The 12458-nt window shown below is 62.4% G+C and carries 13 protein-coding genes; 1 reads left to right on the top strand and 12 read right to left on the bottom strand.

The window, feature by feature from the left end:
* The first annotated feature begins 283 nt into the window (after positions 1-283).
* Positions 284-1159 (top strand): ATP-binding protein, encoded by an 876-nt coding sequence (locus CO676_RS25915; RefSeq protein WP_097523210.1) that lies wholly within the window; start codon positions 284-286, stop codon positions 1157-1159.
* A 30-nt stretch (positions 1160-1189) separates the two neighbouring features.
* Here the strand turns inward: CO676_RS25915 and CO676_RS25910 are convergent, their stop codons facing one another.
* The 12 genes from CO676_RS25910 to nagZ all read right to left on the bottom strand — a co-directional run bounded on the left by CO676_RS25910 (position 1190) and on the right by nagZ (position 12317).
* Positions 1190-2722: a LysM peptidoglycan-binding domain-containing protein gene (locus tag CO676_RS25910; protein ID WP_097523190.1), complete on the bottom strand. Its 1533-nt coding sequence runs from the start codon at positions 2720-2722 to the stop codon at positions 1190-1192.
* A 174-nt stretch (positions 2723-2896) separates the two neighbouring features.
* Complete coding sequence (locus CO676_RS25905) at positions 2897-3547, bottom strand: biotin biosynthesis protein BioC (RefSeq protein WP_097523189.1); 651 nt, start codon at positions 3545-3547, stop codon at positions 2897-2899.
* 250 nt (positions 3548-3797) lie between these two features.
* Positions 3798-4451: a protein-L-isoaspartate(D-aspartate) O-methyltransferase gene (locus CO676_RS25900; RefSeq protein WP_097523188.1), complete on the bottom strand. Its 654-nt coding sequence runs from the start codon at positions 4449-4451 to the stop codon at positions 3798-3800.
* The gene (surE, locus tag CO676_RS25895; RefSeq protein ID WP_014764271.1) at positions 4448-5218 is read right to left on the bottom strand and encodes a 5'/3'-nucleotidase SurE; all 771 of its coding nucleotides are present in this window, start codon (positions 5216-5218) and stop codon (positions 4448-4450) included. The genes CO676_RS25900 and surE overlap by 4 nt, the downstream gene beginning before the upstream one ends.
* Positions 5219-5244: 26 nt before the next feature.
* Entirely contained in the window at positions 5245-6528 is a 1284-nt protein-coding gene (gene serS / locus CO676_RS25890) for a serine--tRNA ligase (RefSeq protein ID WP_097523187.1), read from the bottom strand.
* 39 nt (positions 6529-6567) lie between these two features.
* A complete protein-coding gene (gene tatC, locus CO676_RS25885) occupies positions 6568-7410 on the bottom strand; it encodes a twin-arginine translocase subunit TatC (RefSeq protein ID WP_097523186.1) in 843 nt (280 codons plus the stop codon).
* On the bottom strand, positions 7407-8117 hold the full coding sequence (gene tatB / locus CO676_RS25880; protein WP_097523185.1) for a Sec-independent protein translocase protein TatB: 711 nt from the start codon (positions 8115-8117) through the stop codon (positions 7407-7409). Before tatB ends, tatC begins: the two co-directional genes overlap by 4 nt.
* 72 nt (positions 8118-8189) lie before the next feature.
* Positions 8190-8396: a twin-arginine translocase TatA/TatE family subunit gene (locus tag CO676_RS25875; protein ID WP_014764267.1), complete on the bottom strand. Its 207-nt coding sequence runs from the start codon at positions 8394-8396 to the stop codon at positions 8190-8192.
* 92 nt (positions 8397-8488) lie between these two features.
* Entirely contained in the window at positions 8489-9598 is a 1110-nt protein-coding gene (locus CO676_RS25870) for an ABC transporter ATP-binding protein (protein ID WP_097523209.1), read from the bottom strand.
* A gap of 71 nt (positions 9599-9669) precedes the next feature.
* Entirely contained in the window at positions 9670-10395 is a 726-nt protein-coding gene (gene scpB / locus CO676_RS25865; protein ID WP_097523184.1) for an SMC-Scp complex subunit ScpB, read from the bottom strand.
* On the bottom strand, positions 10388-11251 hold the full coding sequence (locus tag CO676_RS25860; protein ID WP_179875651.1) for a ScpA family protein: 864 nt from the start codon (positions 11249-11251) through the stop codon (positions 10388-10390). The genes scpB and CO676_RS25860 overlap by 8 nt, the downstream gene beginning before the upstream one ends.
* A gap of 49 nt (positions 11252-11300) precedes the next feature.
* Positions 11301-12317 carry a beta-N-acetylhexosaminidase gene (nagZ, locus tag CO676_RS25855; protein ID WP_097523183.1) on the bottom strand — a complete coding sequence of 339 codons (1017 nt, stop codon included), beginning with the start codon at positions 12315-12317 and terminating at the stop codon, positions 11301-11303.
* Positions 12318-12458 lie beyond the last annotated feature (141 nt).

Raw genomic sequence — 12458 nt, 5'->3', positions numbered from 1 at the left:
CAACCCACGCGGTTACCTTGCCCGCGCGAAATCCGTCGGGAATATAGGGACGCAATCCCACGACACAAATGCCGGCACCCTTCTCCGTTGCTCCTGCCTCTGACATAATTTCCGCAACAGGAGAACCCCTTGAGCGCGTGCAGCCAGGCTTTTCCAGCGCAAACCGCCGTGCTACCGACAAAATCGCAACGGCCGGAGGAGAAGCGGCCCGACAAATCAAGCAATTGCGGTGGCTCCGTATGTTCCGTGAGGGCTGCAGACCAAAATTCCTGGAGAAATGCAGATGCGCGAAAGTAAGCTCGACGTTCTGATCAACGAAATGCAGAAGCTTTCGGCAGCGCTCGACCGGATTGCCGGACCGCCGGCAGCGGACAACGACTGGGGCGAGGCCGAGTGCTTCGCCTGGGCTCCCGCCACCCGCCATTTGCAACCGGTCACCAAACCGAATCGCATCGATCTCTCGCTGATCACGTGCGTCGACCATGTCCGCGACATTCTCTTCGACAACACGCTTCGTTTCGCGCAAGGGTATCCGGCGAACAATGTGCTCCTCTGGGGCGCGCGCGGCATGGGCAAGTCTTCGCTGGTCAAGGCGGTTCACGCGAAGGTGGCGCGCGATGGCGGCAGCGACCTGAAGCTCGTCGAGGTGCATCGTGAGGACATCGCGTCCCTCCCCGCCCTGATGGACATCCTGCGGCAGGCCCCGATGCCGGTGATCGTCTTCTGTGACGATCTTTCCTTCGATCACGACGATACATCCTACAAGTCGCTGAAGGCCGTTCTCGACGGGGGCATCGAGGGGCGCCCGGCGAATGTCGTGCTCTATGCGACCTCGAACCGCCGGCACCTTCTCCCGCGCGACATGATGGAGAACGAACAGTCGACCGCCATCAATCCTTCGGAGGCGGTCGAGGAAAAGGTCTCCCTTTCGGATCGTTTCGGGCTATGGCTCGGCTTCTACAAGTGCAGCCAGGACGATTATCTGACCATGGTCGATGGCTATGCGCGCTATTTCCACCTGCCTGTCGAGGGCGAGGCACTTCACGCCGAGGCGCTGGAATGGGCGACGACGCGGGGATCGAGATCCGGCCGCGTCGCCTGGCAGTTCATTCAGGATCTGGCTGGCCGTCTGCGCCGCCAACTTGACGAAACCGCCTAATTGGACGCGCATTGCGGCGCGCGATGAAGACTACTCGAGGAAGGTCGCCGGGTTCACCGGCGTCGCATTCTTGCGTACCTCGAAGTGCACCTGCGGTTGGCTTGCCTTGCCGGTCATGCCGGAGGCGGCAAGCGTCTGACCACGCTGCACCTTCTCGCCGCGCTGCACCTTGAGCTGCGAAGCATTGCCATAGACCGTGACAGTCCCGTCATCGTGGCGGACCAGCACAGCATTCCCCAGTTCCTTCAAGCTGCTGCCGGAATAGATGACCACGCCGTTCTCGGCCGCCTTGATCGGCGTGCCTTCAGGCACCGAGATGTTGATGCCGTCATTGCGATTGCCGTCGACATTTGCGCCGTAGCCGGCAACGACCGCGCCACGGACCGGCCAGCGATATTTGCTGATGCCCGTCGACTTCGGAGACTCCTGGTCGACATCGGATCTGATGGCAACGTCCGATACGCTTTCCTTGGCGACCGGCGGCTTGTATTCCGCCGGCTTGCCCTGATCAAGCGACGCCACCTTCGTCTCCCCCTTCGCCGGAACGGAGGCCGTGACGACCGCGTCGGTTGCCGTTGCTGCAGCACCGGGCATCTTCAGCTTCTGGCCGACGCGAATGCCTTCTGCCGTCAGGCCGTTTGCCTGCTTCAGGGCCGCCACCGAGACGCCGTTCGCCTTCGCGATCTTGTTCAGCGAGTCCCCCGGCTTGACGGTATAGGCGCCATCCGAGCCGTCACCGGCACCGGCGTTATTGAGTTTGCCCGCGGCCACATCGCTGCGCGATTCGCTCTTGTCGCGGGATTGCGACTGGCCGGGGAGAATTGCCACTTCGCGCTGGCCGGCCGGCAGCGGCGAAGGCTGCCTTTTACCGCCTTCGAAGTCGGCGATGGAACCGGATGCTGCGGCCTTCGCTGCACTGCTCGCACCACCAAAGGTCGGCACGATAAGGCGCTGCCCCGGCTCTACTTGGTTCGCGGATTTCAAGCCGTTCGCCTTGAGGATTTCCTTTTCCGGAACGCCGAAGCGGCGAGCCAATGCGGCCACCGTATCGCCCGGGCGAACCATGATGGTGGGCGCATTGTTGGTCGTCCAGCCACCTTTGTTCGAAGCCGTCTTGGGAGCCGACGGCAACGGCTCAGCCGTCGCGAGTGCGGGCTGCACCTGGCGGGCAGCTGGCGCCTGCGGCGGAGCCGGCGCGGCAGGCGCCGGCTCCGCCAAGGCGGTACGCTGAACGCTAACCGGGGTGGAAGCAGCCCGGGCGCTGGAGACCGGAGTGCTTGCCGTGCTCATCGGATCGTAGGATGCGCTCTGGCCGGAGTTCGGGAAAGCCTGGCCATAAGACGCGCCACCAGAACTGGAGGACGAGGCCAGTTGGCCGCCAGAAACATCGCCACGCGGTACATTTCCCGGGATGGAACTGGTGGTAATATCGTCGGAACTCGAAAAGAGCCCGTTGAAGCGGCTTACGTCGGAGCTGCAACCGGTCGCGACGCTTGCCAGCAAAACCGCCCCGCACAGGCGGATCAAAGACTTCCCTGCACTGGGAGATGAAAAATTACGCATGACGCTTACCCACTCCGAACGCAACTCGCTGTGGAATGATTAAAGCGCATTAGAGTTACCGCCCGGTTAAGGGCGGCAATGATTTGACGAAATGCTAACCATACGATGTCCGCCAGCCATGCGGCGAAGGGCTGCTCCGCGCGAAGCGCGGCTGTGGACGAAGCCTAGTTTAGCCTAGAGAAGCTCGGAATAGAGGCGTTCGATTCCCGAAAGCGACCGCGATTGAGGCGGTTGCTCCTCATAGCTGATACTGCCGACGTCCCAACCGGCGAAAGGGGTTTCGAGCGCCGGCACGTCAGTGACGCCGGCTGGAGACGCCGTCTTGTCCTTGTCCAGGAAAACGCTAACGAGCTTTTCGAAATTTCCGCCCGTATCCAACCCACTTTCAGCATCGTATTCGAGTGACCGCAAACCGGCCACGGCTGCCTCACGCGTGCCGAAGTAACGCAAGCTGTTCTGGTCCTCCGGGCGGAGATTGTCATGGTAATCGATGAAGGCACTATAATAGGCCTTGTAGTCGCCGGTTTCGGCATGCTTCCCAAACGCCTGATATTCGCGCGCAGCCAGCTGGGGCGAAAGCGTGTTGTTCCATTCGTCCCTGGTCAATGGCGGCAGCTTTTCGGGCGCCTTTTTTGTCCGGCTCAGATAAAGCAACGCGTCCACCGACAGCGAAATGCGCGGCGTCGGATCGAAGAAGTTTGCCGGCGTCGCTTGAGCCCCGCCGTCGTCTTTGCTTCCGGAGACAACCTGCCCGGCGGGACGGCCGGCAAGATCGCCCAAACCGTCACCGGTCGTCGCTGCAGTCAGCCTGTTTGCAATCTCCATCCACCGTCTCCGTCACTGACACGATGGAGCGAGGCAAGCGCGCCTTCAGCCATCGTGCCCGTCCGGGCTACGGTTGTAAGCTTGCGCGAAGCTGGATTTCGTTAAAAATGCGTTAACCGACTGTTCTGAAAGGAGGCCAGCCGAAGGGTGCAGGAAGGCCTGTGTCATGGCTGGTGCCGAGAATCACCTGCTGCCGCGACGCTGATTTTCGAACGCGACGCGGGATTTCGACGATCTTAGAAGCGATGCACTAAAGAAACGAAGCGAGCTGCGGCACGATGGGTAGATAAGGCGCGTCGAACAGATCTTCGCGATCGAAGCGGCTGCCTGTCCGGCTGACCCGCACGATGCGGCACTGGGTCTCGCTCATCATGATCGGCACCAACAAGGTGCCGCCGGAGACGAGATGATCGGAAAACATCCGGGGCAGGCTGTTGAAGGCGGCAGTGATGAGAATCCGGTCGAACGTCCCCTCGCCCGGCACCCCGGAACTGCCGTCCGCGTGTCTCACGACGACATTGCGCATGCCGGTCTTTTCGAGGTTCTTCTGCGCCGAACTCACCAATGTCTGATAACGGTCGATCGTCAGAATGCGTTCCGCGATACGCCCCATCACGGCCGCCGTGAAGCCGCTGCCTGTCCCGACTTCCAGAATGCGCTGGCCCGGCTTGATATTGAGGCAGTGCAGCAGGCGAACGGCGAAGTCGCAACCTTCCATGAACGAACCGCAATCAAGCGGTATCAACCTCTTGGAATAGACGTCGTCCTGATACTGCGGGGGGCAGAAATTGTTTCGCGGGGTCTGCTCGACGGCCTTGAGCAGATCGTGATTGACCACGCCGGCGGAACGAAGGCGCAGCGCCATGGCCGCCAACCCTTCCTGCTGCGAAACGCGTCCGTTCAAGCGCCAGTCCCTTCCCGCAGTGCGCGCGCCAGGCGCTCCTGGACGGCATAGTCGGTCATATCCAGTTTAAGCGGGGTTACCGAAATCCTGTTTTCGCGCACGGCGCGAATGTCCGTTCCCGAGCGGAAGTCGCCGGAGCGTTCGCCGAAGCGGAGCCAGAAATAGGGAAAGCCACGACCATCGATACGTTCGTCGATGCTGAGGCCGAATTCGAGCTTGCCTTGCGAGGTCACTTCCACGCCTGCCACGGCGTCGGCCGCACAATTCGGGAAGTTCACGTTGAGAAGGGTTCCGCCGGGAAGCTCGACATCCATCAAGGTGCGAATCAAAGCGGGCGCATGGGTTTCGGCCGCATCCCACGAAACGGCGCCACCGAGCGCATGCTGGTAGGCCTGGCTGACGGCGATCGACCGTATCCCCTGCAGCGTGCCCTCTATGGCGCCGGCCACGGTACCGGAATAGGTGACGTCGTCTGCAAGGTTGGCGCCGATATTGACGCCTGAAAGGACAAGATCCGGCTTGCGATCGAGGATCTTCCGCGCCGCCATGATCACGCAGTCGGTCGGCGTTCCCCTCAGGGCGAAACGCCTCTCCGAAACCTGTCGCAGCCGCAACGGCTCCGATAGCGTCAGTGAATGGGCGAGACCGCTCTGGTCCACTTCCGGCGCGACGACCCAGACGTCGTCCGAGATCGTCAGCGCGATCTTCTCCAGGACAGAGAGCCCTTCGGCATGAATGCCATCGTCATTGGTCAGCAGGATGCGCATTCCGGTCTCTTTCGCTTGCCCGAGCCTCAGGCCGCTTTCTCGATGCGTCGCAGGCCGCCCATATAGGGGATGAGGACCTCAGGCACGGAGACCGAGCCATCGTCGTTCAGGTAATTCTCGATGACGGCGATCAGCGCACGGCCGACAGCGACCCCGGAACCGTTCAGCGTGTGGACGAACTTCGTCCCCTTCTCTTCCTTCGTGCGATAGCGCGCATTCATGCGGCGCCCCTGGAAGTCGCCGCAGACCGAGCAGGACGAGATTTCGCGATAGCTATCCTGCCCCGGCAGCCAGACTTCGAGGTCATAGGTTTTGCGTGCGCCGAAGCCCATGTCGCCGGTGCAGAGCGTCATCACCCGGTAATGGAGACCGAGCCGTTTCAGCACCTCCTCGGCGCAAGCGGTCATCCGCTCATGCTCTTCGATAGAGTTTTCGGCATCGGTGATCGATACCAGTTCGACCTTGTTGAACTGGTGCTGGCGCAGCATGCCGCGCGTGTCGCGCCCGGCCGAACCCGCCTCCGAGCGGAAGCACGGCGTCAAGGCCGCAAAGCGCAGCGGCAGCTTCTCGCCCTCGAGGATCTGTTCGCGCACCATGTTCGTCAGCGGAACCTCCGCCGTCGGGATCAGCCACCGTTCGTCCGTGGTGCGGAAAAGGTCTTCTGCGAATTTCGGCAGTTGGCCGGTGCCATACATCGCATCGTCACGGACCAGCAGCGGCGGCTGCACCTCGATGTAACCGTGCTCCTGCGTATGCAAATCCAGCATGAATTGGCCAAGCGCGCGCTCAAGGCGGGCAAGCTGCCCCTTCAGAATGGTGAAACGCGAGCCGGCAATGCGTGCGGCACCTTCGAAGTCCATGAAGCCCAGGGCCTCGCCGATTTCGAAATGCTCGAGAGGCTTGTGGTTCCACGTGGGCTTGGCGCCGACGACCCGCTTAACGACATTGCCGCTCTCGTCCGGTCCGACCGGGACGTCATCGAGCGGAACGTTCGGAATGCGCGACAGGATGTCCGTGAGCTCGGCCTCGATCTGCCGGCTTTCCTCTTCGGCGGCCGGCAGGGCGTCCTTGAGTTCGGCGACCTCCGCCTTGATTTTTTCGGCGAGCTCGCTGTTCTTCTGCGCCATGGCAGCGCCGATTTCCTTTGAGGCGGTATTGCGGCGCGACTGCATCTCCTGCAACGACTGCAGGATCGCGCGGCGGCGCTCGTCAAGTGCAATCAGCGATGAGGACAGCGGCTCCGCGCCCCGCTTCGCCAAAGCACTGTCGAGCACGCCAGCATTCTCACGAATCCATTTGATATCGAGCATAGTCGTCCCACGCGTTGGTCAGGTCACGGCGCGAGAACGTCAGCCCTGGGCAGGCCCGACCGTCCCCGAAGAACCTTCCTGCGACGAGGCAGACTCGGTTGCGCGTGCCTCAGCTTCCCGCTGTCTTTCAACGAGTCGCGCCGTATAGATTGAAATCTCGTAGAGAAGGATGGCTGGCAGCGCAAGACCGATCTGGGAAACCGGATCCGGTGGCGTCAGCACCGCGGCGACGACGAAAGCGATAACGATCGCATATTTGCGCTTTTCGGCGAGCCCCTGCGAGGTGACGAAGCCGACACGTGCCAGAAGCGTGGTGACGACCGGCAACTGGAAGACCAGCCCGAAGGCGAACACCAGCGACATGATCAGGCTCAGATATTCCGATACCTTCGGCAAGAGCTGGATCGCGACCTGCCCTTCACCGCCGCCCTGCTCCATGGCCAGGAAGAACCACATGACCATCGGGGTGAAGAAGAAATAGACGAGCGCGCCGCCGAGCAGGAAAAGGAGCGGAGAGGCGACCAGGAACGGCAGAAAGGCGGCCCGTTCATTCTTGTAGAGACCGGGTGCGACGAACCTGTAGACCTGCGAAGCAATGACCGGAAAGGCGATCACCAACGCGCCGAACATCGCCACCTTGATCTGGGTGAAGAAGAATTCCTGCGGCGCGGTGTATATCAGTTCGACGTTGCGATGGCTGAGGCCAGCCCAGTTCACCGCCCACTTGAACGGCAGGACAAGAAGGTTGAATAGCTGCTTGGCGAAATAGAAGCAGACCAGAAAGGCGACGAAGAACGCGCCGACCGCCCACATCAGCCGCGCGCGAAGCTCGATCAGGTGCTCGATCAACGGCTGCGGCTTGTCCTCGATGTCGCCGCTCATGCGTCACCCTTTTTCTTGCGCGCAGACGCGCTTGTCTTATCGGTTTTGACAGCGACCGCGCCTTCGCCTGCCGTAGTCTTCCTGGCAGCCGCCTTCTTCGGCGCTGCCGCAGACGCGGTCCTCTTCCGGGCTGCCCCGTCGGTGGCTTCCTTTTGGGTCGGCGCCTTCTGCGCAGCGGTTCCGGCCCTGGACTTGGCGGCGCGCTTCGGCGTCGCCTCAGTGGCCGCCGCCACCTTGACCTCCGCGGCTGCACGTTCCATCTGCCGGGACGCAGACCCGACCGCGGCGGCCGCCACCGTGTCGACGGGCTTCGCTGGCACCCCTGCGGGCGCGCTCGCAGGCTCGAGTTGAGGTTCGGGCGTTACGGGAGGCTCGGGCGTTGCGGGTTGAGCCGGCGCGTCGGGGGTCGTCGCCTTCTGCAGGTCCGATTTGATCTCGTTGCCGAGCTGCCGCAGCGGGTTCATCGCGTCGCGCAACGCCGTGGTCGGATTGAGGCTTTGCGCGTCGCTGATCGTCTTGCGGACCTCGTCGAGATCGGCCTCCCGCAGCGCTTCATCGAATTGACGGCGGAAATCGGAGGCCATGCCCCGCATCCGTGTCGTCATCCGTCCGAAAGCCCGCAGCATGGGCGGCAGGTCCTTCGGTCCCACGACGACGATCAAGACGATTGCAATAACAACAAGCTCGGTCCAGCCGATATCAAGCATCCGACGCGCCCTACAAACCCGTAATGCGGCTCATCGGGCGCCTACGCACCCGATCCCGCCATTTTCCGATCGTCAGCGGACTTCGTCGGACTTGTGTTCGACGGTCTTGCCGTCAAGCGTCTTGTCGGCCGAGGCGGCGTCCTCGTCGGTCATGCCCTTCTTGAAGTTCTTGATGCCCTTGGCAACATCGCCCATCAATTCCGGAATCTTGCCGCGACCAAACAACAGCAGCACGACCACCAGAACGATCAGCCAATGCCAGATGCTAAACGAACCCATCCACTTACTCCCTCGCGGCTTTATCGATTTAAAGCCATCACGTTGTCATTTTTCAGGCGCCGCTTAAAAGCTCGCCGTCGTTCTGACCGAACCTAAGATGTCGAGGCGTCTTTTTCAAACACCAATATGTCGCGCTCGTTAACGGAAAGCGTGACGTCACGCAATCCTTGCGGCAACAGGTCGGCGCGAATGCGGGCCCGTACCGTCCGTTCCGACTGCGGTACCGCGAGTTCGAGGAGCTCGACCACGCCCAGAAAGCGCCGCGACAGGATGCGCGCCGGGATGTCGCCGCCTTCCGGCTTCAACTGAACACCGGAGAGCCGCACGGCCACGCTCAAGGGCTGCCCCTCCTTGTACTCTCCGGCAGGCACGCCACCAAGCGGCGTTTCGACGCGGCCGCCGCGCACACGCGCGTCGAACACGTTGATTTCGGAAAAGAACCCCGCGGCAAAAAGGTTGCGGGGCTTGCGGTAGAGCTCGTCGGCAGTGCCGACCTGAATCAGACAGCCATCCTTCAGAAGCGCGATCCGGTCGGCCATTCGCATCGCTTCTTCCGCGTCGTGGGTCACGACGATCGCCGTCGCCCGCGTTTCGCGCAAAATGGCCAGCGTGTCGGCACGGATGGAGTCCTTCAGACGGGAGTCGAGGCCGGAGAAAGGCTCGTCCATCAACAACACCGCCGGCCGCGGGGCGAGCGCCCGGGCAAGCGCCACCCGCTGCTGCTCGCCGCCAGAAAGTACATGGGGATAGCGATCGGCGTAATGAACCAGGCCCACGCGATCCAGTGCTGCATCGGCCTGGATAAGGGCCTCCTTCTTCGGCAAGGCGGTCAGACCGAAGCCGACATTGTCCCGGATCGTCATGTGCGGAAAGAGCGCGAAGTCCTGAAACATCAGCCCGACGCCGCGCCTTTCCGGCGGCAGGAAAACGGAAGGACCCGATATTTCCTGGCCATTCAGCAGAAGACGGCCGCCGGTCTGCATCTCGATACCGGCGGCAATGCGCAACAAGGTCGTCTTGCCGGAGCCCGAGGGCCCGAGCAGGCACAGCACCTCTCCGGCTTCGGCGGTCAGCGAGACGCCCTTGATCGTGTCCTTGGAATGATATCGGTGGCTGATGTTTTCGAATGCAATACTTGCGGCAAACGACACGCCCGACCGCCTCGTCGTCGCAAGGGCGCCGTTGAGCGTGTCTGAAACCATACCTGCATTCCTTGAACCGAAGGCATCGGCGCGCATAGCGGCTTTAAAGCCGATACGCCCACTCAGGATTTCTATTCGTCTTCTTCAGCCTTCGGAGTCAAGAGGCCCAGTTCCTCAAGGTCCATCTGGGTGATGGGATCTTCATTGTCGGAAAGCTCGTCCTCGCCGACGGGCACCGGGATATGCAGGTTCGAGGGAACGCGACCGGACAGGAGACCCGCGCCCTTCAGTTCCTCGATCCCCGGAAGATCGCGGATTTCCTCCAGCCCGAAATGGTCGAGGAAATCCCGTGACGTCCCGAACGTCACCGGCCGCCCCGGCGTGCGCCTGCGGCCGCGAAAGCGCACCCAGCCCGCCTCCATCAGCACATCGAGCGTGCCCTTGGAGGTCTGCACGCCGCGAATGTCCTCGATCTCCGCGCGGGTGACCGGTTGGTGGTAGGCGATGATGGCCAGCACTTCGAGAGCGGCGCGGGAGAGCTTCTTGACTTCCTGCTCGTCCGTTTGCACGACGAAGGAGAGATCGGCCGCGGTGCGGAAGGCCCAGTGATCGGCGACCTGCACGAGATTGACGCCGCGGCTCGCATAGGACGCTTTGAGCCGCGACATGATCCGGCCGACATCGACGCCACGGGGTATCCGGCTGGCGATATAGGTCTCTGAAATCGGCTGCGCCGATGCGAAGACGAGCGCTTCGGCGATCCGCTCCGCCTCCTCCGCGAGTCCGGGATCGATGAGAATGCCCACCTCTTCCTCGTCGCCGGGTAATCCGGGCAAATATTTTTGTGCCTCAGCCACGCGCTGCCTCCATTTCCGCCAGGGTCGCAGCATCGATCGGCCTCGGCCCGCGCCTCAGATAAATTGGCGCGAAAGCGGCTTCCTGCCGGATTTCCAAACGTCCCTCCCGCACCAGTTCGAGCGAGGCGGCAAAGGAGCTCGCAATCGCCGTTGCGCGCTCCTTCGGGCTCGTCATGTAACGGATGAGGAAATGGTCGAGGGCTGTCCAATCTTCGAGGCCACCGACCATCCTGGCGAGGATCAGGCGCGCGTCGGCAAGCGACCAGACATGGCGCTTCTCGATCGTCACCTGGGTTATCGCCTGGCGTTGCCGGAGCGTGGCATAGGCCGTGAGCAAGTCGTAAAGCGAAGCGTCGTAGTCGGACTTTCTCTCCGATACGAGATGCTCGGGTGCGCCGCGCGCGAAGACATCGCGACCCAGCCTGTTGCGGTTGACCAGCCGCGTCGCCGCATCGCGCATCGCCTCGAGGCGCTTCAGCCGGAATGCGAGGGCGGAAGCCATCTCCTCGCCGGAGGGCCCCTCGTCCTTCGGCTGCTGCGGGATCAGCAGGCGCGATTTCAGATAGGCAAGCCACGCCGCCATCACCAGGTAATCGGCGGCAAGCTCGATACGGATGGAACGCGCCCGCTCGATGAAGGCGATATACTGTTCGGCAAGCGCCAGAACCGAGATGCGGGAAAGATCGACGCGCTGGCTGCGGGCAAGATGCAGGAGCAGATCGAGCGGTCCCTCGAAGCCGCCGATGTCGACGACGAGCTCTTCCTCGTGAAGGCCGCGATCGGCGGACTCCTCCTGCCACAAAGGCTCCATCGGCGTCTTTGCCGCAGGCTGTCCCTGCCTCTCGTCAGAACCCATCGCCACCATGCCCCCCGGCGCGGCCGGAGCCGCCTTTGCTCATCAGCTCTTAAACGAGCGAGAACATCGCATTGAACTCCGCTCGCAATATGTCTTCGTCCGAACCATCAGGCTGCCGGAAGGCAGCCTCGGCCGCCCTGGCCCTGCGCAGCCGATCGCCCGCAAGAACCGGCACCACATCGGCGACGGCCTTCATTTCCTCCATAATGCCATGACAATGCAAGACGAGATCAAGCCCTGCGCCGATAATCCCGCGGGCGCGGCTTGTCATATCCCCTGCAAGTGCGTTCATGGACACATCGTCGGACATCAACAGGCCGTCGAAGCCGATATAGTCGCGGATGATCTCCCGCACGACCCTTGGAGACGTCGTCGCGGGATTGTCCGGATCGATCGCCATGAAGACCATGTGCGCCGACATGGCCATTGCCTCGTCCTTCATGGCGGCGAAAGGCTGGAAGTCGACCCGCTTCAGTTCCTCCAGCGAGGCGTTGACCACCGGCAGATTGTGATGCGAATCCACGAAGGTGCGGCCATGGCCGGGCATGTGCTTCATCACCGGCAGCATGCCGCCGGCTTTCAGGCCCTCGCTCACCGCACGGCCGATCGCCGTCACGGTCACCGGATCGTGTCCATAGGCCCGGTTGCCGATGACGTCATGGCTGCCGGGCACTGGCACGTCGAGGACCGGCAGGCAATCCACCGTGATGCCGAAGCGCATGAGATCGAACGCATGCAGGCGTCCGAGCAGCCACGCGGCGCGCAGCCCCATCTGATCGTCGCGTCGGTAGATCTCGCCGATGGCCGCACCGCTCGGATATTGCTGCGCGAGCGGCGGGCGAATGCGCTGGACACGGCCGCCCTCCTGATCGATCAGGACCGGTGCTTTCGGATTGCCGATGCTGTCGCGCAGGGCCGCGACGAGATCGCAAATCTGCTCTTCCTCACCGATGTTGCGGCCGAACAGAATGAAGCCCCAGGGGCGTTCGCCGGCGAAGAAGCTGCGCTCTTCCGCCGTCAGGGAAAGGCCTTTGCAGCCCGAGATGAATGCCTTTGATTCGCTCATAAGTCGATCATAGTATCCTGCTGCCGAACCGCGAAGCCGCAAACCGACGCCGGGCATCTCCGTGCACAGGCAAACGCCTGCCTTACAGCGCCGTGCGCCTTATCAGACTCACGGCGCTGTAGCACTGTGAATCGCTGCATG

It is taken from the genome of Sinorhizobium sp. BJ1 (genome assembly GCF_002531555.1).
GTDB classification, from domain to species: domain Bacteria; phylum Pseudomonadota; class Alphaproteobacteria; order Rhizobiales; family Rhizobiaceae; genus Sinorhizobium; species Sinorhizobium fredii_B.
This window is presented reverse-complemented; position numbering and strand designations above follow the sequence as displayed.